This is a genomic window from Nitrospira sp. Nam80 (assembly GCF_965152575.1).
The window spans coordinates 2788398-2812966 of record NZ_OZ224216.1; the positions used below are offsets into that span (position 1 = coordinate 2788398).

Sequence of the window (24569 nt, forward strand, 5' to 3'; positions counted from 1 at the left end):
TCACCTGCGGAACACCATGAGCTCCCCGGATTTTCCATGAGCGAAGCAATGGCGAGAGCCGGTAACGATGCCGATGATGGGTCCGAAAAAGTCGGCGTGACGGACCACCAAGTCCCAGAATATGCTCTGCGGCTTTGTATCACCGGAATGACGCGGCGTTCACAGCAGGCGTTAATGAACATCAAGCATATTTGCGACAGCTATCTGAAGGGACGCTACCATCTTGAAGTCATCGATTTGTACCAACAGCCGGAACTGGCCACTCAGCTCCAAATTGTTGCGACTCCCACCTTGCTACGAGATCAACCGCTGCCATTGCGGCGACTGATCGGCAACCTATCGGACACCAAGCAAGCGTTGCGCCTTTTAGGAGTTCCGGTTCTAGAGGACGGGATTTCATCATGATGGATGCGGGCATGACGCCGTACGACGAGTTACTCCGTGAGAACCAACGACTCCAGGACCGCTTGGAGGAGGCGCATGAGATCTTGACTGCCATCCGAACAGGGGCCGTGGATGCCGTGGTTGTCGACGGCCCAGCCGGCGAACAGATCTACACATTGGAGGGAGCTGATCATCCGTACCGCATCTTCGTTGAGACCATGAACGAGGGCGCAGTAACACTGACCGCAACCGGCACGATCGTCTACTGCAACCAGCGAGCCGGCGATCTGCTCGGAATGCCGCTTGACCAAATTTTGGGCAAGGGCTTCGCCGATTTTGTGGGTTCAGCCGGCCGAGCGGAATTTGAGGCGATGCTTGCGCAGGCCGACGAGGCCGGCAGTCGCGGAGAATTCCTTCTCGATCAGCCCTGTTGTGAGCCGATTCCCGTGAGGGTGTCGGCTCGTCGTTTGCCCGAGGAATGTGGAAAGAGTCTCTGTCTCGTGATCACCGACTTGCGCGGACAAAAGCTGCGAGACGCGCTACAGCAGAGCCAGGAAGAGCTGCGGGCATTTGCGGGGCAATTAGAGCAGCGGGTCGAAGAGCGGACACAGGATTTGGTCGCTTCCCGCCAACACTTGCGCGCTTTGACCGCCGAGTTGAATAGAACCGAACAGCGGCTCTGTAACCGGCTGGCCAGGGAGCTGCACGATTACCTTGCGCAGTTGTTGGTTTTGGGACGGTTAAAGATCGGCAGTGCCCGGTCGCAATGGGACGGGACCGAGCCTTCAATGGTCAATTTTATTGGGGAGCTGGACGACATTTTCGCCAAGTCCATTGCCTACACCCGAACGCTGATGGCCGATTTGAGTCCACCTGTCTTACAGCTGGGCCTGCCTGCAGCTCTTAAATGGCTGAGCGAGCAAATGGTGAAGCATAAGCTCAACGTCACCTTCCATGCGGCGCAGGAGCAGGTGCCGTTGCCGGATGATCATGTAATGCTCCTCTATCAGTCGGTGCGTGAGCTCTTGATGAACGTCATAAAGCATGCTCATACGCCCCATGCCACCCTATCAATCGCCGTAGATCGCGGCGACTTATTAAAGATCAGCGTGCGAGACGAAGGGAAAGGTTTCAATCCACGGACCCTCGATCTTCAGCCCGCAAGCGAGCATTTCGGCATTTTGAGCGTGCGAGAACGTATGGAGGCGCTTGGAGGTCGGTGCCAAACCGACAGTGCTCCGGGCCGAGGAACCGAGGTAACCCTCACTGTGCCATTGCAAACCACCGTGGCGGTGGCACGGGGCGACACGGCGCGCGCGCTGAGTAGAGAACCTCTCGCCTTAGTGGAAAAGAACGGTCCCGTTCACCGGGTAGTCCTCGTGGAGGACCATGCCATGATCCGGCAGGGTCTGCGAGCAATCTTGGACGGATTCCAAGACGTGCTCGTCATCGGAGAGGCAACCAATGGTGAAGAAGCCGTGTCGATAGTGTCCGACGTCAGGCCTGATATCGTTCTGATGGACGTCAATATGCCCAAAATGGATGGCATCGAAGCGACCAGGCGCATCGTGACAACATTCCCCTCGGCCGTCATCATCGGGCTTTCCGTTAACGATTCGCCGCCGCTCATCGAGGCCATGAAGAAAGCCGGCGCGGCGGCCTTTGTCGCTAAAGAAGCCGCGGCCGAGCAATTGCACGATGCCATTGTCCGCTTTGCGCCCGTCATGGCGCGCTCTCCCCACGTGCCCTCTTGACCGCGCGGCATCCGGAAACAGCCGCATCAATGGTCATTCATTTTCGTCTCGTAGTTTCGGTTGGTCAAGGCGGTCCACCGGTACGGGAATCCGCTCTTCCGAGTTGTCTTCCTGGTAGCCCCCGATTTCGGCGCTCATATTGATCTCGACGTACGATGGCTTTTCCCAGGTCATTCGGTCCTCCTTTTTCCACCTATGTTAAGGCAGGGCAAAGACGAACAAAGCATTCCCTCGCGGCGCACCAATCAGGTTCGGAGCGAAGCCTTTGAGCCAGCCTCCCCATCCGGCCGGTACAGCGATGTACTGTTTCCCATTGACACTATATGTCACCGGGCTGCTATGAATCCCGCTGCCTGTGCGGTAGCGCCAGAGTAGTTCTCCCGTGCGAGCATCGAAGGCGTCGAACTCGCCTGTTGGTTCGCCCGCAAATACCAAGTCCCCGGCTGTCGTCAACACGGAACTCACCATGGGCTTGTCATGCTTCCACGCCCAAACCTCTCGGCCATCGAGATCAAACGCTTTCACCGCGCCGCCACGCTGATGTCCCATCACCATCGCTTCACCACCCCAGTAGGGCATGCCTTCTCGAAATTCGGCCGGCTTTAGAATATAGTTTGCGCAGGCATCAATGATCGGCGCATACAAGAGTTTAGTGCGGGGGCTGTAGGAGGCGTGCACCCATTCCTTGGACCCGGCCGGCGCCGGACAAATCACTTGTCCCTCCAGTGTCGGGATTTTCTCAATAGTCACATGGCCGCCGTCGTCAATGTGGCCCCAAGTCGGATTCCCGAAGGGGGTCACGCGGAGAAGTTTGCCACTCGTGCGATCGAGGACGAAGAAATATCCATTGCGGTCAAAATGTACGAGCAACTTCCTATCGCCGTCGTCCACCAAAATATTTTCGTTGACGCCGGAGAAATCCCATACATCATGCGGGGTCCACTGATAATACCAGCGGAGCGAACCATCGGCCGGATGTAACGCCAGCACCGAGTCGGTATACAGATTATCACCGGGTCGAACACCGCCGTCGAAGTCCGGCCCGGGGTTACTGGTCCCCCAAAAAAGCAGATCCAGTTCCGGATCATACGTCCCGGTAATCCAAGCACTGCCTCCGCCACGCGCCCAGGCATCGCTATTCTTTGGCCATGTCTCGGACCCCGGCTCTCCCGGCTTGGGCACGTTGTAGCGCCGCCATACCAACCGCCCCGTGTCCAGATCGAAGGCATCGATATGCCCCCGCACCCCGTATTCGGCTCCGGAATTTCCAACGATGACGAGATTCTTGACAATTAAGGGGGCGAGTGTCGCACTTTCACCGGCGCGAATATCCGCGAACGGTTTACTCCATACCTCTTGTCCATTGCGCGCATCGAGCGCAACCACGTAACCATTCTGAGTGGCAAAAAAAACTTTGCCTTTCGCGACGGCGACGCCGCGATTGATGTTTCCACAGCACAGCGGCGTATCGAGCGGGATTTCTCGTTTGTACCGCCATAACTCTTCCCCGCTTTCCGCATTGATGGCCCAGACATACCCGTCCCATCCTGACACGAACATCACTCCGTCAACGATCAATGGTGCCGCTTCAAAGGCATACGTCGCGGCGGTCGCAGGCAGACCGATTTGCCCGAATTGGAAAACCCAGGCCGGCCGGAGATCCTTGACGTTATCTCGGTTGATCTCACTGAGCGGGCTGTACCGCCAACCGTCGTAGGCGCCGTAGTACGTCAGCCAATTCTGAGGCTCGGAGCGTGCGCGGAGCAACCGCTCGAACGTCACCCCTTCGGCCACGGGAGGAGCGGACCCTTTCGTTCCGGCTAAAGATCCCAGGGACTGTCCTTCGGCGAAGAGCGGATAATCCGGCGTGGGATGATGGCAACCTTGCCAAGCAAGAATCGCCCAGGTACTCATCAGAAGGATCGTGACGAAACGACAAACAGCCATCATGGTCTTCGTTGAGGGGGCCGATCAAGCTTGGCGTCCGACGGTACGTCGCCCCGTACAAGAATTAATCCTAGCATGCCTCTGCCGACATGGTTTGCGACCGGACAGCCAAACCAATAATAGCCTGGCGCGTCCAGCCTGATTTTTGCGCGGCCCTTGGTATGGATCGGCAAGGGCAGATACTGCTTGTCCCCGTTGCTCGGCATAATGGCGGCATGGACCGACATGCCATCGTCGTTAAAGAACTCCACTTCCAAGTCTCCAGGATGTGGCATCACAATGATCGCCGGCTGCCAAATCATCTGTCCTTCGGGAATCCGGATTTGGTCATGCATCTTGCCATCCGCCGCTTCTTCGGCATGGGACAGCCCGCCGTGGGCAAAGAGCCTCCCGACGATATCCTCATTGGGTCGATCAACATTCGGCAGTTCATTTAGCAGGCGGACGACGTCGGGGTTGAGCTGCTTGAGCACACTCGGCCGGAACAGTTTGACGTACTCACACCCATCGAGACTAAACACAGTAATGCAGAGCATTACAAGAATCTTGATAAGGCGATCGGCTGTCATTCGCATGCTCACACGTGGTGACACGGTGTTTCGGTATTACATCCACTTATTCCGGCTGATCTGTTCAGCTCGGCTTCACGTATAGTACGCGTGCTATTGGGTTAGAACAAGCGACACTTTTCACGAGCTAAGTACGCTCCAGGTGTACCCACGATGAGCTTTCAGAGCGATGATACAGCCCTTCGGCCCCTTCGCTGACCAGCGTGGTTTTGCTTTCAATCTCTCCGCGGCCTGCGTCTATCGCTGGCATGAACCGACCCGATACGATGGCAGCGTGGCAGTTAGCGAGTTCCGTAAGATGCTGTCGCCGAATTGCCAACAATCGTGGTAATGCCTGACTAGCGCCTCTTCTGAGAGATTCCGATCAGAGGTTGATAGAGTCAAGCGTAGTCGCCTCGGATGACTCCTATACGAATACGAACGCGGTGGGATTACGGCTTGCCGGCGCCGCTCATCACCGCGCCGGAGCCGGGTCTGAACGTCCCGATCGCTTCACTCATTGACAAATTTTGAAGAAGCGGCTGCAGGTTCGCATAACAATGGTTGCATTCGAGCTCGGAAAGTCCTTGGATGCGCCGCTGCGGCACGCCGACTAGGGGAACTGCCAGGTCCTCCAGCCCATTGCTCCTGGTATTGTTTCTTGGGAGTTGGAATATGACGACGTTGAGAGAAAAGTTGCTGGTTGCCTTGGCCGGTACAATTCTTCTCAGCCTGACCGTCGTGTGGGACGCGCGAACAACCACCACCATCCGGGATGGAACGGGTCATATCCGCATTGAACCCTGTCCGGCTCCCGATTCCTATTCCACCGAGGTCCGTCCCGGGCCGTCTCTCTCTTGTCGAAACAGGTAATCGTGGCGGCACGAAGCGTTTCCACTAAATCCTCAACAATTCGCCGCACACCTCGACGCGCATTCACTGCCGGGGTCCGGTATGCGATCGTCGGCTTGGGACATATCGCGCAAGTCGCCGTGTTACCGGCCTTCGCCCATGCCAAAAAGAACTCCCACTTGACCGCGCTGGTGTCGGACGATCCGATCAAGCTCAAACAAGTCGGCGGAATGTATCGCGTTCCGTATGCCTATTCCTACGAGGAGTTCGACAAGTGTCTCCACGAGGGCCATATCGACGCCGTCTATATCGCCTTACCCAACAGCCTGCATTGCGACTATGCGGTACGGGCCGCCAAGGCCGGCATCCATGTCCTGTGCGAGAAGCCAATGGCGGTGACGGAACAGGAATGCCGGCGCATGATTACCGCCGCGGAGCACGGGCATGTCAAGCTCATGACTGCCTATCGGCTGCACCTGGAAGAAGGCAACATGAAGACCGTCCAGCTTGCCCAATCCGGTAAACTAGGCAATCTGCGTCTGTTCAACTCCGTGTTCAGCATGCAAGTGCGCGAGGGAGACATTCGAGTTCAGAAGGAACTGGGCGGCGGCACCTTGTACGATCTTGGCGTCTATTGCATCAACGCCGCGCGCTATGTGTTTCAAGAGAATCCGACGTCCGTGAGCGCCTTCTCCGTCGGTGGAACGGACAAGCGATTCCGTGAGGTCGATGAGATGACGGCGGCGTTGCTGCATTTTCCGGGCGACCGCCTGGCCACCTTTATCTGCAGCTTCGGTGCGACGGATGTATCGGCCTATGAGATCGTCGGAACGAACGGCCGGGCGCGGCTCGATCCGGCCTATGAATACGTCGGTCCGTTGAAGCAGCACGTCACGATCGAGGGCAAGGAGCAGTCCCGGGAGTTCGTCGCTCGGGACCAGTTTGCGGCGGAGCTGCTCTATTTTTCCGACTGTGTCTTGCAGGATAAAGAACCGGAGCCGTCCGGTCTCGAAGGACTGATCGACGTGCAGATCGTTCAAGCATTGTATCGCTCGGCCAAGACAGGACGGCCCGTGAAACTCTCACTGCCGTCAAAAAGCCGATGGCCCGATCCTCGTCAGACGCGTCAACGACCGCCGGTCCGCAAGCCGAAATTGGTTAAGGTGCAGTCTCCTTCGCTCTAAGCATGAAGACCAAGGCCGCCGCATCCCAACCCAGCCCGATGCCACCTCCCTCGGCCGTTGCACCGCACAAGCCCATTCGCACTTTTGTCGTCGATATCGGGGGCACCGGGATCAAGGCCATGGTTCTCAATGAGATCGGCGAACCGATCAAGGAGCGGAAGCGCGTGCCGACCCCGCGATCGGGCAAGCCCGAGGAAGTCATCCAAACGATCGAAAAACTGGCCAAGGAATTCGGGCCGTTTCACCGTATTTCGGTCGGATTCCCCGGGATAGTCCGGAGCGGGGTCGTCGTCGGAGGCGCAGTGAATCTCGCCCCGCAATGGAAAGATTTCAACTTAGCCAAGGCGCTCGAGACGAAGTTCAAGAAGCCGGTCCGCGCGGCGAATGACGCGGACGTGCAAGGCTTCGGCGCCATTTCCGGGAAAGGAGTGGAATTGGTCCTCACGCTGGGAACCGGCGTGGGGTCGTCCCTCTTCGTGGACGGACGGCTCGTGCCAAATGTCGAAGTGGGAAAAGCCAAATTGCGGGACGATGAACTGACCCGCATCGGCAAGAAGAAGTGGAACCGGCGCGTCGCCAAAGTGGTATCGAAATTGGACGCCATGTTTCACTACGACCGCCTTTACATCGGAGGTGGCAATGCGGCGACCGTGGATATCAGCTTGCTACCGGGGAATGTCACCATCGTGTCGAATCTGAACGGGCTACTCGGCGGCATCGCGCTCTGGAACGGCGGCCCGTCGCCCCTAATCGACAATCGATCTTCCTATCCCGCCTGACGTCGTTTTCTTCCCATCAGCAACACGACGGGGCCTCGCCTCCGTTCATGAAGTTCGGATCCAGACTCTCATTCACCGTTCACGCGCGGTAGGTCTTGATTCGCCGGCCCGTTGATGACCTTGCCGAACCTGTCGAAACGTGATCCGTGACAAGGACAATCCCACGTTCTTTCGTTCTGGTTCCATGCCACGATGCAGCTCAAATGGGTGCAGACCGCCGATCGTTCATGGAGCATTCCATTGTGATCACGGTAGACGGCCACTTTCCTGAGCCCCCGGCGGACGACGGCGCCGCTGTCGGTCGTGATCTCGTCAGTAGAGGCAACATCACCCCCGGTAACCCAGTCCGCATATTGAGACGCCACATTGACGTTTTCCTGGGCATAGACGCCGGCTGCGCCGGCAGTTTTGCGTGACGGCTCATACAGTGCCGCCCATGGAGAATCCCGCCCCATAATCAAATCGGTCAGGAGGATGCCGGCAATCGTCCCGTGCGTCATGCCCATGCCCGAGTCGCCCGTTGCAATATAGACATTCGCAGCATTGCCGGGATCTCGCCCGATGAAAGCCAGGCCATCCACCGGCTCCATGACCTGCCCGGACCAGCGATACTCGATCCGCTCCATCATGGGAAAGCGTTGTCTCGCCCATTGCTCAAGGCGAGCATATCGCTCTTCGGAGTCGTCGGCTTGTCCCGTCTTATGATCTTCGCCTCCTATGATGAGCACATCAGATCGGTTATTGCCGACCGACGATCCCGGCTGAAGCCGGACATAGTGATAGGGATCTTCCATATCCCAGTACAACGCTTGTGCGACAGCGCCGCACGGCACGTTTGCCCCGAGTACATAGGTGGTGTAGGGCGCCTGCTTGGTATGAATCGTGACAAGGTCAACGATGGGACTATTGGTCGCCACCACAACAGCTCGGGCCGTGATCACCGCTCCCTGCTCAGTTTCGACTCGGACCTTTGTTCCGCCTTCTATGCTGGTCACATGTGTGCCGGAGAAAATTCGGCCGCCACGCCGCGTGATGGCCTTTGCCAGTCCCGCCAAGTAGCGTAGCGGATGAAATTGCGCCTGGCGGGGAAATCGCAGACACGGCCCGGACGTAAGGCGCGCGACGGGCGGATGTTTCACCTTTTCGACGCCGCCCAGACCGGCGCGGACAGCAGCCAGGAACTCGCGTTCAAGCGCCTCTTCTCCGCCGGGCGTCGAAAACAAATAACCATCGAGCCGTTCAAAGTCGCAATCGATGTGTTCATTTGCGATAATTCGCTCGATCCGATCGATCGCCGCCGTGTGGCTGCCTGCGGCGAGTCCGGCGCCTTCTTCTCCATGCAATCGCTCAATCTCGGCATACCCGTCATCGATGGCATTCGACAGATGCGCGGTGGTTCGTTGCGTCATTCCACTTCCAATCCGCCCGTCATCCAGTACGACCACCGACTTGCCGTCCAGATTCAGACAATAGGCGGTTGAGAGCCCGGCTATGCCCGCCCCCACGATACAGACGTCGGCATCGAGCGATTGGGTGAGTCGCGGCTCGTCCGGCTCGGCCGCCGTCGCCATCCATACTGAAGTGGTCTGATCGCCCTTGTTTTCCATCCTTCGCGGGTTCCTTTCTTCACTATTGATTCATGTCTGTGTGACCGGCGCCCCTCGCCTGACGTCCAGCATGGCGATAATTCACTATGGCATGGCCGGCGCGGCGGACAGGAGATTCCGCGCGACACTCACCGGGGTCCGGGAAAGAGGCTTGCCGAGGCCATAATAGACATCCAACCATGGCGTGAAGCGGGTGCTGTCCGTGCTCCAAAGGGACTCCACGGCGCCGGCGCAGCGGCAGGACCACTTGGTCACTTTCTCCTCCACCATCGCCCAGGCCTTGGTATCCCGATCGGAAAGATTCATGAGCGTGTCGCGGGTGAACGCAAGCCGTCTAAAACCGTGCCGGCCCAGCAGCTGGTCCAGCGTGGAAATCGAATAGCCGTGGAGATAGGGAAATGCCAGGAGATTATTCCAGGCCAATGCTGCCACGATCCATTGATGCTCCATTCCTCGCCGCTCGAGAAGCTTCGCTCCCCACTGATACATGACGCCATTGGGAACTCGGATGATCAGCCGCCCGTCCTCCCGGAGGATGCGGCGTGCCGCGGCGAGGGTGGTGTCCGGATTCGGCAATTGATCGAACGTATTCCAGATCGCGACCGCATCCACGGATGCCGAGGCGATCGGCGCATCGGCTAACGTCCCGCCGTAAACCGAAAGTCCCAGCGCCCGGCAGAATGCCGCGACTTCTTTTCCCGGATCAATTCCCAACATGGACCATCCGCGCCGCCGCCCCGCATCCAGAAAGCCGCCGACGAAGCTGCCGACTTCCACGATCGTCGGACGATGACGCCATCGCGCGTAGCGGGCGAGGAACGCGGCCTTCTTCAGTGCCCATTGTCGCTGCGACAGAAATTCGGATCGAAGATGATCGTCACTATAGCGGTCTTGGACATACGCCCCCATCACCGCTGCAACAGAGGGCCGCGGAGTCCTGAAGAGAAACCCACAGGATCGGCATTTCGCAATCCGAGTCGCATAATCCTGGGTAAACTCCACTCGATCGGCCAGACCTGCACGCGCCTTCGTTTTGCGCCTGCACCGGTGAAACTGCTGTAGGAGTCGTTGCTGACCTTTAACGTCCGCCAGCGAGCCAACGGTGTCGGTCTGTTCCCCGCCGCAAATCAGGCAAGGGACTTCAATGAACGATTCCTCGGCGCCGAATTCTTCTGAAAGGTTGGTCTGCTGTGCAGCTTGCCTCATCGCCGCCATACATATGGGCCGAAGCCTTGGCGCTCTGTTCATGTTACCGTCAAGGCCTGCGGCGCCGCCTGATCAATCCTGGTCCGCAGCCAGGCGAGTTGCCGGTCGGTGTGCTGTCCCGATTGTTCGCAGAATGACACTAACGCCCGGTCGTGCAACGCCCTCCCCGCCTGCCTGATCGCTTCATAGCAGAGATGGACTTCCGCCGCCGCCAACCAGAGGTCATGAAGATCGCGCAGGAGCCCGACTCCGCCGCTTCGTGGACCCTCGAAGAGCGCGCGGCGCAGGCGATCAGGTTCCTTCTTTGATTCCTCTCGGTAGCGGGCGATGAGCGGGTGAAGCTTCTGCACATGTTCGGCGGACCAGCCGGCCATCAGCATGCAGGTCTCGTAAATGTCGGGACTCTGCCGGTGATGGTCGGCCACATTCTTGAACGCGTCCGACAGGTGCTCTTCGCTTCGGTGGAGCAATCCCACATATAACGACAGCGGCAGCCGATTTTCCGCCGCCTCCATGGCCTTCTTCAGCTTTGCCGGCGCTTCCTTTATGCCCGCCGCCACATGTTTGAGTTGAGCCCCGACGTTCTCCACTGCCTCCGCCGCCTTTGCCATGGCGGACTGAGGCTCAAGCTTTTGCAGGCTCGCGGCTGCATACTTGTAGTAAGGCTGCTTGCTGACAGGATCCCATTCAACGATGGTCAATTCGTTCGCGGCCCTGGCATGACCGGGATCGTCCCAATACCCGTAGTGAAACGGCACGAAGATGTGCCCGCGGATGATGTCGCCGACCTTCGCGGGCACGGTGATCCGGCCCCGTCTGGTTTCGATCGCGACAAGATCTCCGTCTTGAATCGCCAAGGCGGCCGCATCCTCCTCCGAAATCTGCGCGAATGCGTCCGGGGCGGCTTCGTTGAGTTCAGGCGCGCGCGCCGTCTTGGTTCTCGTGTGAAAATGGTAGAGCACCCGGCCGGTCGTCAGCCAAAAGGGATAGTCATGGTCCGGTCTCTCGTGCGGTGCTTGATAGTCGGTCGCGAAGAACAACGCCCTTCCCCGGGGATCGCGTGCTCGATACTCTTCCGGCGTATTCTCCGCCCCGGTGGTGAGGTCATGGCCGAACGTTTCGCAATAGTCCGCTGCGGTATTGAACCGTCCATCCACGTACAAGCGTTCGGCTCCGTCAGGAAATCGTTCGTTACAGGGCCACTGGATGCCCGACGTCCCGCTCAACTTTCCATAGCTCATGCCGCTATAATCACAGGGCCTGCCCTTCGAGCAGGCCTTCCACGCCTCGAAGGCCTCTTCCGGCGTGCGCCATTTGATGAGCGGCGCGCCGTCACGGTCGCGGAATTCCATCCGCTCGGCGTAATCCAAAAAAATATCCAGGTCGGACCGGGCCTCGCCCGGCGGATCGACGGCTTTCTGTGAGAGGTGCACCGTCCGATCGACGTTCGTGAAGCATCCGGTCTTCTCTCCCCACAGCGCGGTAGGCAGCACGACATCGGCATACTCGGTTGTTTCGGTGAGCCAGGCATCCTGCACGACGACGAAAAGCCCGTCCCCTCCGAGAATGCGCCGAATCCGCGGCAGGTCCGGCAAGGACACGGCGGGATTGGTCCCGCTGACCCAGAGCATTTTCAACGATCCCTGCTCGGCATAGCGGAAAATCTGCATCGCATGGGTCGGAGGCGCCCACGAGGGAATGATCGCGGCATCCACGTTCCAGAGCCGAGCGAGATCCGCAATGTGCCGCGGATTCTCCCAGTTGCGAAATCCCGGCAGATCCCCATCCGCGCCGCATTCGCGCGTGTTCTGCGCGGTCGGTTGCCCGTTCATTTGCAGCACGCAGCAGCCCGGCTTGCCGAGCAGGCCGCGCAGCAGGTGAATATTATTGACCTGGACGGAAGCGGCGGTCGCCTGATGCGATTGATACACGCCTTGCAAAACCGTGGAGATGAGCGAAGCCCTTTCACCGATGACGGCCGCCGCCGCGCGCAAGTCACGGGGTTCGATCGCCGCGACATCCCGAACATGCTCCGGCGTCCATTTCGCGACCATACGCTCCAACGCTTCGAAGCCTATCGTGTGTTCCTTTATGTACGTTTCATCCAGGCGGCCCGACGCGATGAGCAAATGTTGCAGGCCGTTCAGCACCGCGACGTTCGTGCCGACTCGAGGCGCAAGATGCACATCCGCATGTTTCGCCGTCTCGGTCGTCCGGGGATCGATGACCAGCAACTTGGGCCGGTTCGCGCTCGCAAGCCGGTCAAGAATCCGCATCCAGAGCACGGTCTGTTGCGAGGCGATGTTATGACCCACGTGCATAATGGCATCCGTCACGTCCAAATCCGCATAGGAGCCCGGTTGTCCATCCGTGCCGAAGGACAATTTCAGCGCGGCGGCCGAGGTGGCGGTGCACAGTCTGGTGTTACCGTCCATGTGCGGCGTCCCAAGGCCGGCTTTGCCGATCACACCCAGCGTATAATATTCCTCCAAGAATAACTGCCCGCTGGTATAAAAACCGATGGCGCTGCTCGTGTGAGCGTCGCGGACATCACGGGAGCGGCGAACGATGAGGTCCATCGCTTCGTCCCACCCGATCGGTTCTAATCGGCCATGGCGCCGGACCAACGGCTTCGTCAATCGGTCGGGACTGTGGTTGGCGATCCACCCGTGCAGCCCTTTCGGCCCCAGCCTGCCGTGATTGACCCGATCGCCTTCACGACCGCGGACGCCGACCATACGGCCGTCTTTCACGCCGATGTCGAGCCCGCATCCGTTCGAGCAGAGCAGGCAGGCTCCCTGCACCCACCGATCCGGCTCCTCAATGACATGCTCATCGACGCGAGCGGGCCAGATTCCATCCGCAGTCGGCGTCCGCTCGCCCCAGATGTCTCTAATACTGTCCCGCGTGGTGACGGCGATTTTGTGGGCCATGGCGTTCCCGGCGCTCCTTATTCTACTCTTCGTCTCTTCCGTGCACCTGAGCCGGAGGAGAGGTCGCCTCGATTGCCGTAAACGGTTCGAGGATCGTGTAGCAATGGCTCGCCCCTTTTGGGACAACCCAAGAGTCGCCCGGTTCGAGCAATACCATCTGGCCTTCCAGTTCGAGTTCCGCCCGCCCCTTGATCACATAGCCGACCGTTTCGTATGCGCGCTGCGTCGGTTCGGCCGGAGGAGCGACGGGCAGCGACTCCCAGAGCCGCATCGAAACATGGATGCCCGATGCCAAATAGGTTTGCCCCATTTCTCCTTTCGGCGAGTATTCGGATGTCACTTTCTTCACGCTTCGGTCTGCCATAATGCACCCCTTTACTCTGAGGACCCACACCTCTCCGCCGCTTTTCCGATGCAAAGCTTCAGCCAGGCCGGCGGAGCCAACTTTCGGACGAAATTATCGCTCTTTCAAGGCGATTGAGATGGAGCCGCGCAGAAACAATGCGGCCGATGAGCCGTATCGGAATGGTTGTCCTTTCATTGAGCACAGACTGTCCCGCGCCGCGGACTGAAATCCAGACTGGCTCTTAACAATCGCCGATCCCGATTCCTTCGCGCGACTACATAACTAGGGATGTGCCTAGGTCCAGGGTTGCGACATGAAGATAATTATTACGCCATGGCCACGGATCCGGCGGTTGCGACGACAAGCCCCATTCAAGCCGCTCGCTGTCCGAGCTCATATGGAAAAAGGAATCGCGCGATGGCAGCCGCGGGGTTATGGATGGACTGGCTCGGACTGCCGGTCGTGCTTCCACCTCTAGAAGAACAACACGATGTCGAAACTGCCGGCGACGCCGCACGCGCAAAAAGGTCACGGCCAGACACCGCTGCCGTAACGGATGAAAGGACTCGCAATGGACGATACAGGCAAATCTTTGAAGCAGTGGCCCGGATCTCCGTATCCTTTGGGGGCCACCTGGGACGGCAAAGGCGTCAACTTCGCGCTGTTCTCGGAGCACGCGACCGGGGTGGAACTGTGCCTGTTCGACTCGCCCGACGCTTCACGAGAATCGCAGCGCATACGATTCACGGAATATACGGATCATGTGTGGCATGCGTATCTGCCCGAAGTCCGGCCGGGCCAATTATACGGCTATCGGGTTCACGGGCCTTATGAGCCGCAGCAGGGACATCGGTTCAATCCGAATAAATTGCTGTTGGATCCCTACGCCCGCGCCATCGGCCGCGATGTGAAGTGGGCGGACGAGGTCTTTGCTTACTGCTTGGGCGATCAAGGAGGTGATCTCTCATTCGACGACCGGGACAGCGCCGCCTATGCTGCGCTCGCCATGGTGGTCGATCCGGCTTTTACATGGGGAAGCGACCGCCATCCCCGCACACCGTGGCACAAGACGATCGTATATGAGCTGCATGTAAAAGGGTTTACACAATTGCACCCGGCTCTTCCCGAGGAACTTCGAGTCACCTACGCGGGGCTGGCGTCAGAATCGGTACTCAAACACCTGGCCGGACTGGGAATCACGGCCGTCGAGTTGGAGCCGGTCCACTACTTTCTGAATGACCGCCACTTGGTGGAGCACGGGCTCACCAACTATTGGGGTTATAACACGCTGGGCTATTTTGCGCCGGCCAGCCGATACGCTGCGAAGCATATTCAGCAGAACGCGGTCCAGCAGTTCAAAATGATGGTGGCGGCGCTGCACGAGGCCGGTATCGAGGTAATCCTGGACGTCGTGTACAACCACACCGCCGAAGGGAATCACTTGGGGCCGACGCTTTCCATGCGCGGCATCGACAACAGCGCTTACTATAAGCTCACGGAAGCCGATCGCCGCTACTACATGGACTATACCGGCACCGGCAACTCACTGAACGTCGGCATCCCCGCGTGCTCCAACTCATCATGGACAGTCTCCGCTACTGGGTGACGGACATGCACGTCGACGGATTCCGATTCGATCTGGCGAGCACCTTGGCCCGCGAGCTTTACGAGGTCGATCGGCTCGGCGCCTTCTTCGACATCATTCATCAAGATCCGGTCCTCTGCCAGGTGAAATTGATAGCCGAACCCTGGGACGTGGGATCGGGAGGCTATCAAGTCGGGAACTTCCCCGTGTTGTGGAGCGAATGGAACGGCATCTATCGGGACAACGTCCGGCGGTTCTGGAAAGGCGACGGCGGACTTCTTCCCGATTTGGCCACCCGCTTGAGCGGCAGCAGCGATCTCTACAATGACGACGGGCGCAAGCCGTACGCCAGCATCAGTTTCGTCACCTGTCACGACGGCTTCACCTTGCACGATCTGGTCAGCTACAACGAAAAGCACAACGAGGCCAACGGTGAGAACAACCAGGACGGCGCCAACGACAACCACAGCTGGAACTGCGGGGCCGAAGGCCCGACCGATGATCCGGCGATCAATGCGCTGCGCGCCCAACAGAAGTGCAACTTCATGGCGACCCTCCTCCTGTCCGCCGGCGTGCCGATGATCCTCGCCGGCGACGAGTTCGGCCACACGCAACGAGGTACCAACAATGCTTACTGCCAGGACAACGACCTCACCTGGTTGAACTGGAATATCACGGACGAGCAGCGAGAGTTCATGGATTTCGTTCGAACGCTGATCGGATTCCGGCGGACACAGCCGGTCTTCCAGCGAAGAAAATTCTTCCGGGGTCGCCACATCGAAGGCGCCGACGTGCCGGACATCTCATGGTTCCAGCCCACCGGCGAAGAAATGTCCGATGAAGCCTGGAACTCCGGCTTTGCACAGTGCTTGGGCGTTCGTTTGCCCGGCGATCTGATCGGGGACGTCGATGAACGAGGCGAACCGATTATCGGTGATTCCATCGTCCTGCTGGTCAATGCACACCATGAACCGGTTCGGTTCACGCTCCCTTCCCGTGGCGAGAACCGGGAATGGGAGCGACAAATCGACACGGCTGATCCCGCGGCTAAAGCAATCAGAATCAAGGAAAACGATCAGTACGAGGTCAGGGGACGCTCACTCGTGGTCTTGCGGGCCAAACCGCCGGCCCAAACCGGCTCCCCCGCGCTGGTTCTAGAGGCTACCCCTGGCTCTTGAAGAACACGGCCGCCAGGGCCGGAACGGTGATGGTCAGAGAATGAGTGCGTGCGTGGAGCGGAACGGGCACGGCATGGACACCGCCGCCGTTGCCCCAATCGCCTCCTCCATACCAGGCGGAATCGCTGTTTAAGATTTCCTGCCAGTATCCCCCGCGCGGTGCTCCCACCCGATAGTTCGGACGGGGCGTCGGAGTGAAATTGCAGACCGCGAGGATGATATCCTGCGTCGAATGGCCCTTCCGGATCAGGCTGATCACGCTCGAGTCGGCATCATTGCAATCGATCCATTCGATACCGGACGGATTCAGATCGTCTTCGTGCAAGGCCACTTCCGACCGATAGACCCGGTTCAAATCCGCCACCCATCGTTGCACGCCGAGATGAGTCTCGTGCTGGAGCTGAAACCATTCCAGTTCGCCGTCATGCGCCCATTCCGACCGCTGTCCGAACTCGCCGCCCATGAAAATCAATTTTTTGGCCGCCTGAGCGTACATATAGCCGAACAAGACCCGGAGATTGGCGAATTTTTGCCTATCGTCCCCCGGCATTTTTTCCAGCAGCGAGCGTTTGCCGTAGACGACCTCATCATGCGAGAGCGGCAACACGAAGTTTTCATGGAACGCGTACAACATGCGGAACGTCAAGTTGTGATGATGATACCGCCGGTAGATCGGATCGAGCTCCATATACTTGAGCGTGTCATGCATCCAGCCCATATCCCACTTGAGGCCGAAGCCCAATCCGCCGACATACGTGGGACGGGAGACCAGGGGCCAGGCCGTCGATTCCTCGGCCGTCGTCTGGACGTCGGGATAGTGACGGTACACTTCCTCATTGAATCGCCGGAGAAACGAGATGGCGTCGAGATTTTCCCGGCCGCCGTATTGATTTGGAATCCATTGGCCTTCTTTGCGGGAATAATCGAGATACAACATCGAGGCCACCGCATCGACCCGCAAGCCGTCCGCGTGATATTTGTCGAGCCAGAACAAGGCGCTGCTGATCAGGAAGCTGCGGACTTCGTTTCGGCCATAGTTGAAGACGAACGTATTCCAGTCCGGATGGAAGCCTTGCCTCGGATCGGCATGTTCGTACAGGTGCGTGCCGTCGAAATAGCCCGGTCCATGTTCATCGGTGGGGAAATGCGACGGAACCCAATCGAAGATCACGCCGATACCGTGCTGGTGAAGAACGTCGATCAAATACATGAGGTCCTGCGGCGTCCCGTAATTGCCGGACGGCGCGAAAAATCCGGTCGTCTGATAGCCCCAGGAGCCGAAAAAGGGATGATCCATGATCGGCAGGAATTCCACATGGGTGAAACCCATGCGCCCGACATAGTCCGCCAGCGGCTGCGCCATTTCCCTATAGCTTAGCGAACGATGGCCTTCCGCCGCGACACGCCGCCAGGAGCCGACATGCATCTCATAGATGGCCATCGGCGCAGTGAGGGCATTATTCCCCTTCCGCCCCTTCATCCAATCCGCATCGTTCCATTGATAAGCCAGGTCCCAGACAATCGACGCGGTCTTGGGCGGAATCTCGTTAAAAAACGATAACGGATCGGTCTTATTGACCCGGTAGCCAAGATGGCGAGAGCGGATGTGATACTTGTACAGGGTGCCGACCCCGATACCCGGCACGAAGCCTTCCCAAATACCGCTGTTTCCGCGAGGTGACAGCCGGTGAGATTCCTGGTTCCACTCATTGAAGGTACCGACGACGGACACGTGCTCCGCATCCGGCGCCCAGACCGCAAAAAACGTCCCATCCCGGCCGCCCACGCGCCCCGGATGCGCGCCGAGTTTGTCATAGAGGTTGACGAGCGATCCTTCATTGAACAGATACAGATCCTCTTTCGTCAGCCTCGTCGGTTCCTCAACTGCCATCATGGCTCCCTGCTGTGTCGTCACGGCTTCCCTCATTCGTGATTGCCGATTGTCATTCCTGCTTCCCATTTCTCATTTCTAATTCCTCATTCCTCACTCCTCATTTCCCATTCGTCATTCCATTCATCCTTCCCAACTGCTGCCTCTCAACGAAGACGCCTCATTACCCACATCACAAAGTCGAAGGAGTCCCTGCAACGGAATCCCGGACCAGCTTGGCCGGTTATTGAGTTCATAACTCAATTCGTAACAGGCCTTTTCGATGAGATGGGCCTCCAACAACATGGCTCGCTCATCCGCTGCCGGCGGCCAAAACGGCGCGTCTGCGGCGACCGCTGCATATCCCGAGAGAAAGGCATCGGCCGCCGATTGAGACCAGCGCCGAGCCCATAGTTCCAGTTCCGTTCGTTGCCCGTGCTTGTGATGTCGCTCTCCTTGTCGTTGAAGCGCCGCGTAGGCCGCATAATCGAACGATCGAATCATGCCCGCCACATCCACGATGGGAACATGCTTGGCCCGCCGCTCGGCCAGCGGTCTCGCCGGTTCTCCCTCAAAATCAATAATCACGAAATCCACACCGGTATACAAGACCTGACCCAAATGATAATCCCCATGACATCGGATACGCCGGGCATCGAGATGCCGGTCCGTCAGCACTCCGACCCGGGACAATAGCTGCCGCTCCAGTTCAAACACGAGCGCCGCTTGACGCCGCTCGACGGAGCCGAGGTCGGAGAGTCGCCGGCGAAGTAATATGAGTGAGCTTTCAATGGAACGTTCCATTCGAGCACGCAGCGCGCGCCAATAGCCGGGCGTACAGGGCGCCGGCGCAAAGTCCGGATCGTCCGTCTCCTGCCCCAACACGAGATGTAAATCGGCTGTGCGCCGCCCCAACGTTTCGGCCAGATCCATATACGCTTGAGAGCCTGCCTTCTTGGCCGGTTCACCACTCGATGCGCGTGTTTCCGGAACGGAGTCGAGGTCCCGCTCCAACTCGCGCAACGTATATTGCCAGGCGTCCCCTTGATTCTCGATAAATGCTTGGACCAGCGCGACCGTGGACGCTTCGTGCGCCGGCCTGCTGTATTCCAACGAGCCGAGCAGCGCCGGACTGTGAGCAAACCCGCGCATCGTCAGAACCCGCCCCACGTCCAAATCCGGATTGATCCCTTCTTCAAAGCGGCGGTACAGTTTCAAGATCGCCCGCGCGCCGAATTTCACGGACGTATTGCTTTGTTCCCCCTTCATGACCGAAGGCTCCTCCGATGCCGCCTCCGATATCGATCGCGAAAAACCCCCGACCGTAGAGGCGATGAGCGAGCCCCCCTCGGTCTCAAACCGTGTCCCCTCTTGGATGGTAAGAAGCAGGGAGCGGGCGCAGGCTGGGTCCGAAAGCGCATCATGGAGGATGCCGCGACGTTCCCCGGTCTGTTCAACGACGTTCAAGTCCGTGAGGACCGCATCGGGATACCGGCGTGCAACGGTCTCGGCCCGTTCATCGAACGAGGCGGACAACAGCATGACATATGTCTCACGAGCGTCGTCCGCATAGGACACGTCGATCAACACCAGCACCATCTTCCCGCCTTCCATGCGGATCGGAATGGTTTCCTTGATCCGAGTAGAGGTGATGGTTCTCGCCTTGCCGCCAAACCATCGCGCGGCGACCAGGGCCGACGGAAGGCGCGCTTCCAGCGCGCCGACCGCATCGCGTTCGAATATACGTTCCCAATGATCTTTCACGGTCAACAATGTGCCTTCCCCTTCTATTCCATAACGACAATGAGCCGATCATGGGCCGTCACGCTCACGTACGATTGGTGATGTGGTAATCGGGTGAAGTCCGGTCTTCCCAACATCACCACATCACGAAAGCACACACCGTACTTCGGACGCCCGCCGCCTACATGAAGTAGTCGAAGTCTTGTTCGCTCCGTACATGACGCCGGACCACGAAGATATGCGCCGGAACGGAATGGGGATCGATCTGCACGTAGTTTCTCGATCCCTGCCAGGGATAATAGGCCTCCGTCAACAAGTCCTCGACCTGAAACGGCCGATCCGGCTCGATCCCCATGGCTTCGAGATTCAACTCGACCCACCCAGAATGCACGTAATGCGGGCTGAGATTGACCACAACGAGCACGATGTCCTCTCCATCCGGCGAGCGCTTGCTGTAGGCGATCAATTCTTCATTGTCCACATGATGAAAGGTCAGGCTCCGATCATTCCGCACGGCAGGATGGTCGCGGCGAATCCGATTCACCCGACCGATGAATTCCCGCAGGCTGTCCGGCCGATCGAGTTCCCAATGCCTGATCTCATACTTTTCCGAGTTCAGATATTCTTCGCTGCCGGGTTTCTGCGGTTGATGTTCGAGTAGCTCAAACGCGGGTCCGTAAATGCCGTAATTCGCGCCGAGCGTGGCGGCGAGCACCAGCCGGGACATGAAGGCGGGACGGCCTCCGTGCTGCAACTGGTCAGTCAGGATATCCGGCGTATTCGGCCAGAGATTAGGCCGGAAGAATTCGCGCACCTCCGTCTGTGTCAGTTCCGTGAAGTACTGCATCAGGTCTGCTTTCGTCTGGCGCCAGGCGAAATAGGTGTACGACTGTGTGAAACCCAACTTGGCCAAGCGGTACATCACCTTGGGACGAGTGAAGGCTTCGGCCAGGAACAACACGTCCGGATGATCGCGTTTCACCTGTCCAATCAGCCAATGCCAAAACGGGAACGGCTTGGTATGGGGGTTATCAACGCGAAAAATGCGCACGCCCTCCCCGATCCAGTGCAGCACGACGCCTTTGAGCTCCAGCCACAGGGCTTCCCATTCCGCGGTCTCGAAGTTCAGCGGGTAAATGTCCTGATACTTTTTCGGAGGATTCTCGGCATATTGGATCGTGCCGTCGGGACGTTGCACAAACCATTCGGGATGCCGCTTCACGTAGGGATGGTCGGGGGAACATTGAAAGGCCAGATCCAGCGCCACTTCCATTCCTTGCTCCCTGGCTTTTCCGATCAGCCGCCTCAAGTCCTCTGCAGAGCCCAACGCCGGATGAATTGCGTCGTGCCCTCCCTCTTCCGCTCCGATCGCCCAGGGACTCCCGATGGCGTCCGGCCCCCCGTCGGGCTGATTATTCTTGCCTTTGCGGAATTTCATGCCGATCGGATGAATCGGCGGCAAATAGAGCACGTCGAAGCCCATCTCCGCGACATACGGCAGGCGGGCTTCACAATCCTGGAACGTCCCGTGGCGCGCAGGATCATTCGTGCAGGATCGGGGAAACAGCTCGTACCAGGAACTGAACCCCGCCTTGTCCCGATCGACGACGACCGCCAACTCGCGATCATACTGGGTGGGCCAAGGCCGTTCCGCATAGGCCGCCATGAGACCCGTAAGTTCCGGCCCGAGCGCGATCTCCAGAGCCCGTTCCCGATCCTCGGGGTTTTCCAGTGCGGAGGCGAGGGTGGCAAGCCGGCCGGCATCGTTGTCCGCGGCGTGCTGTCCCGCCGCCTTGACGAGATCTCTGCCGATCATCAGGTCCACCGTCACGTCCTGACCGGCCGTGATCCGTTTCCGCATGTCCCGCTGCCAGGACTGAAAATGGTCCACCCACGCCGCGACGGTATAGTAGTAGAGTCCTTGTTCCGTCACCTCGAATGACGCTCGCCATCGATCATTCTCCACGAACACGAGCGGCACGTCGGTCCAAGTCTCCGTCGGTCCTCGACGGTATCGGAGCGCGCCGGCAATCTCATCGTGGCCGTCGGCAAAGACATCCGCCTCGACCACGACGGACTCACCGACGATTCGTTTGATCGGGAACCGGCCCGCGTCGATTTCCGGGCGGACATGTTCAATGACCACGCGGCGGCGGCCTTCCATGCCTGAAATAGCTCCGCCGGAAACCGGCCGGCTTCTTTTCTCCTGGGTCGGAACCGGCGCTTCTTTGTTTGCTGTTTTTGTCTGCCGCTTACCTTTCATGATGTCGGCCATCTCAGCATGTAGCCAGGATTCGCATCGTTGAACAAGCCCTTTGTATCGGCGCGGCAGAAGAGTTCAGACGCAGGCTTCACCGGAAAGCCGAAACTGACCACGGCACTGAGGTCGCCCACGGCGCCGTCAGCCACGGCATTTCGGAAAGCTTCCGCACGACACGGCTCGATGGGGCCGATCCGAGAGGTGCGGGGCGCTTAACTCTCCTGCCGCCACGAACTGGGAAGAATGCATTCGGACCTACAGATGCGACAGCTCGTCAAACTTTTCCTCCTTATGCCTCCCCAAGCGCCGCTCGATCGCATCCTTCATGAGATGTCTCGCCCCCAGGCCGATGGCCAGCGCCAGCGCAAACACGACGCCGCCGAAGGTGATGGAAAACGCGGAGATCACGATTTCTTTCGCGATGCCCAACTGGGTGAGCACCATCGCGAACGTGAACAATAAGATGCCCCACCGGACGAGGCTCGCCACGATACGGGCTTCCTGCAGTTGCGCGTTGACCGCCGCAATCAGCGCCGCCTCCGCAAAGAAATTCGCGGACAGGACCCCGATCAGCAGCACCAGCGACGCAGCCAGAACATTCGGCAGAAAACTCACAATCTGGCTGATCAGATTCGCCGTCGCCGGCAGATTGACGGCGTCCACTCCCATGAAGGCGAACAGAAGGAAGACCATCCAAAACAACACGCGGCTCACGACCACGGAGACCGGTTGCTTGATCCCGGCCTGCGCCAGCGGCTTGTTCATGCCGAATCGCTCGCAGATCCGGTCGAATCGGAAGGCGGCCAGCAGACGCACGGTCAAGGACTTGACCAGCCAGGCGAACACCAATCCCAGCGCCAGAAAGGTGAGCAGCGCCAACAGCCTGGGCAACACCAGAAGGATTTGCATAATCGTGTCACGGAACCCGGCCACCATCGTGTCACGCCAGAGATCACTCATCACGCCACCTCCATCGGTCCCTCAGATAAGGCTTCATGGCTTCGAAACGCAGGCACAGCGACTCGACGGCCGTCTCCACTTGCTGAGTGTCGCCGTGCTGGGTGTCGAGGACGAACGAAGCAGTCCGTCCGAGATACAGCGGGGTCAACGATTTCAAGATATGCTCACGGTGCAGGACTTGATCATGATAGGCGAGGGCAAATTCATAGACGACCTGCACCCAGAGATCGGGCGGGAAATGAAATTCATCCGATTCCTGGATCCCGATTGCCAAGATACTGCCTAAGGTCTCCGGCGACAAGATGACTTCCCAGAGAGGCAACAGATCTCGAATGCCCTGTCTTACCCCGCTTACCATTCGCGCGATGTGAACCGGCCCGGTGAGCGGCGCGTACTCGATGACTCCGTAGAGCGGCACATCGACGGGAGCATGCGTCTGCTCCCAGGCCGACTCGTAATCTTCCATCGAATGAAAAATAGATCCCACAGCGGGCGCGAGCACATTGGCCAGATCCGTCGAGCCCAACTTCAGGTCCTGATCCTTCGCCCCGAGAAACGCGTGACAGACCTGATACTCCTCGGCGAGGGCCACGGTGGTCAGCCACCCGTCCAGGCTGATGCGCGTCGCATCTTGGGACCAGAACGGCTTTTTGGTAAGTTCGCGGGCCAGCCTGCCGGAAAGGCCATACCCCCCGCCGCTCGGATACCGCAGCCGCTTACCATACAGCGCGCGCATCAGGGGATACAGCAGATTGGTGACCAGCGTGCCTTCGTAGCGGTGCCGCCGGAACAGCGGCACCACATAATCCATCTCATCCTGATAAATAGGCCGCCCGAGCAATTCGATCCACCGGGGCGTGAATGATCGGAGATTGCCCTCCACGATGAGACAGACTTTCGCCTGAACCTGTTGCGCCGTTTCACACAGACGGCGGACGTCTTCTTCGCGCCCAGACAGGCCGGAATCCGTTGCGATGCTCGCGAAGCGCCCGGCGGCGGCGGGGATGAGGCGCAGAGGAACCTGACCCGCGGCGAGACGTTCGATCATCTCCACCGTGCCGTCCTGCGACCCCGCATCGCAGTTGACGATCATCGCCGACGCATCCGAGAAAAACTGCCGGAGTCCCTCGAGCACGCCTTTCACCACATGCTCGATCGTGCCCGCATTGTTGAGGGTCAGGACCCCCACCACGACCTCCGCCGTCACGGCCGGCTTGGTCACGGTCTGTTCGGATGGCTCGCCCGGAACCGGTTCGTCCGTCATTGCCGACCTCGGCACCCGTCCCGGCGGCACGATACTGGTGCCTGCATATCAATCGCCGCTCGTCCCGTGACACGTATCTCGCTGTTTCCACAATTCATAACTCACAACTCAGCGCCTTGCGTCTGAATCAGGATCCCGGCTCAAGCCCGAGAGCATTTCTCAGAATTCG

Annotated in this window: 17 protein-coding genes and 1 pseudogene; 6 read left to right on the forward strand and 12 right to left on the reverse strand. The window is 58.9% G+C overall.

Annotated features, from left to right (window positions below; translation table 11 throughout):
* The first annotated feature begins 36 nt into the window (after positions 1–36).
* Both ACWGXE_RS13130 and ACWGXE_RS13135 read left to right on the forward strand, forming a co-directional pair.
* A complete protein-coding gene (locus ACWGXE_RS13130; RefSeq protein WP_447598215.1) occupies positions 37–405 on the forward strand; it encodes a circadian clock KaiB family protein in 369 nt (122 codons plus the stop codon).
* Complete coding sequence (locus tag ACWGXE_RS13135) at positions 402–2138, forward strand: response regulator (protein WP_447598217.1); 1737 nt, start codon at positions 402–404, stop codon at positions 2136–2138. Before ACWGXE_RS13130 ends, ACWGXE_RS13135 begins: the two co-directional genes overlap by 4 nt.
* A 33-nt stretch (positions 2139–2171) precedes the next feature.
* Here the strand turns inward: ACWGXE_RS13135 and ACWGXE_RS13140 are convergent, their stop codons facing one another.
* The 3 genes from ACWGXE_RS13140 to ACWGXE_RS13150 are packed head-to-tail and all read right to left on the reverse strand — an operon-like array spanning position 2172 to position 4654.
* Positions 2172–2312: a hypothetical protein gene (locus ACWGXE_RS13140; protein WP_447598218.1), complete on the reverse strand. Its 141-nt coding sequence runs from the start codon at positions 2310–2312 to the stop codon at positions 2172–2174.
* Positions 2313–2336: 24 nt separating this feature from the next.
* Positions 2337–4052, reverse strand: coding sequence for a PQQ-dependent dehydrogenase, methanol/ethanol family (locus ACWGXE_RS13145; protein WP_447598220.1), 1716 nt, complete (start codon positions 4050–4052; stop codon positions 2337–2339).
* Between the two features lie 32 nt (positions 4053–4084).
* The gene (locus tag ACWGXE_RS13150) at positions 4085–4654 is read right to left on the reverse strand and encodes an MSMEG_3727 family PQQ-associated protein (protein WP_447598221.1); all 570 of its coding nucleotides are present in this window, start codon (positions 4652–4654) and stop codon (positions 4085–4087) included.
* Between the two features lie 654 nt (positions 4655–5308).
* Between ACWGXE_RS13150 and ACWGXE_RS13155 the strand changes: the two genes are divergently transcribed.
* From ACWGXE_RS13155 to ACWGXE_RS13165, 3 genes are read left to right on the forward strand one after another with little or no spacing between them, the layout of a single operon-like run.
* Positions 5309–5506, forward strand: a complete 198-nt coding sequence (locus ACWGXE_RS13155) for a hypothetical protein (protein WP_447598222.1) — start codon at positions 5309–5311, stop codon at positions 5504–5506.
* Between the two features lie 2 nt (positions 5507–5508).
* Positions 5509–6669 (forward strand): Gfo/Idh/MocA family protein, encoded by a 1161-nt coding sequence (locus ACWGXE_RS13160; protein WP_447598223.1) that lies wholly within the window; start codon positions 5509–5511, stop codon positions 6667–6669.
* 2 nt (positions 6670–6671) lie between these two features.
* Entirely contained in the window at positions 6672–7448 is a 777-nt protein-coding gene (locus ACWGXE_RS13165; RefSeq protein ID WP_447598224.1) for an ROK family protein, read from the forward strand.
* 68 nt (positions 7449–7516) lie between these two features.
* Here ACWGXE_RS13165 and ACWGXE_RS13170 read toward each other — a convergent pair whose 3' ends face one another.
* From ACWGXE_RS13170 to ACWGXE_RS13185, 4 genes are all read right to left on the reverse strand, one after another.
* The gene (locus ACWGXE_RS13170) at positions 7517–9055 is read right to left on the reverse strand and encodes an FAD-dependent oxidoreductase (protein WP_447598225.1); all 1539 of its coding nucleotides are present in this window, start codon (positions 9053–9055) and stop codon (positions 7517–7519) included.
* Positions 9056–9139: 84 nt separating this feature from the next.
* On the reverse strand, positions 9140–10261 hold the full coding sequence (locus ACWGXE_RS13175; protein WP_447598226.1) for a class I SAM-dependent methyltransferase: 1122 nt from the start codon (positions 10259–10261) through the stop codon (positions 9140–9142).
* Positions 10262–10299: 38 nt separating this feature from the next.
* Positions 10300–13194 (reverse strand): molybdopterin oxidoreductase family protein, encoded by a 2895-nt coding sequence (locus ACWGXE_RS13180; protein ID WP_447598227.1) that lies wholly within the window; start codon positions 13192–13194, stop codon positions 10300–10302.
* Positions 13195–13216: 22 nt separating this feature from the next.
* On the reverse strand, positions 13217–13558 hold the full coding sequence (locus tag ACWGXE_RS13185; RefSeq protein WP_447598228.1) for a cupin domain-containing protein: 342 nt from the start codon (positions 13556–13558) through the stop codon (positions 13217–13219).
* A 538-nt stretch (positions 13559–14096) separates the two neighbouring features.
* Between ACWGXE_RS13185 and glgX the strand changes: the two are divergent.
* Positions 14097–16303 (forward strand): annotated as a pseudogene (gene glgX / locus ACWGXE_RS13190) (glycogen debranching protein GlgX).
* Here the strand turns inward: glgX and glgB are convergent.
* The 5 genes from glgB to ACWGXE_RS13215 all read right to left on the reverse strand — a co-directional run bounded on the left by glgB (position 16287) and on the right by ACWGXE_RS13215 (position 24400).
* Complete coding sequence (glgB, locus tag ACWGXE_RS13195; RefSeq protein ID WP_447603737.1) at positions 16287–18197, reverse strand: 1,4-alpha-glucan branching protein GlgB; 1911 nt, start codon at positions 18195–18197, stop codon at positions 16287–16289. The pseudogene glgX and the gene glgB overlap by 17 nt on opposite strands.
* A gap of 120 nt (positions 18198–18317) precedes the next feature.
* Positions 18318–19937 carry a putative maltokinase gene (locus ACWGXE_RS13200; RefSeq protein ID WP_447603738.1) on the reverse strand — a complete coding sequence of 540 codons (1620 nt, stop codon included), beginning with the start codon at positions 19935–19937 and terminating at the stop codon, positions 18318–18320.
* A gap of 160 nt (positions 19938–20097) precedes the next feature.
* Complete coding sequence (locus ACWGXE_RS13205) at positions 20098–22080, reverse strand: alpha-1,4-glucan--maltose-1-phosphate maltosyltransferase (protein ID WP_447603739.1); 1983 nt, start codon at positions 22078–22080, stop codon at positions 20098–20100.
* A 351-nt stretch (positions 22081–22431) separates the two neighbouring features.
* On the reverse strand, positions 22432–23136 hold the full coding sequence (locus ACWGXE_RS13210; protein WP_447598229.1) for a mechanosensitive ion channel family protein: 705 nt from the start codon (positions 23134–23136) through the stop codon (positions 22432–22434).
* Positions 23129–24400: a glycosyltransferase gene (locus ACWGXE_RS13215; protein ID WP_447598231.1), complete on the reverse strand. Its 1272-nt coding sequence runs from the start codon at positions 24398–24400 to the stop codon at positions 23129–23131. The genes ACWGXE_RS13210 and ACWGXE_RS13215 overlap by 8 nt, the downstream gene beginning before the upstream one ends.
* Positions 24401–24569: the final 169 nt, after the last annotated feature.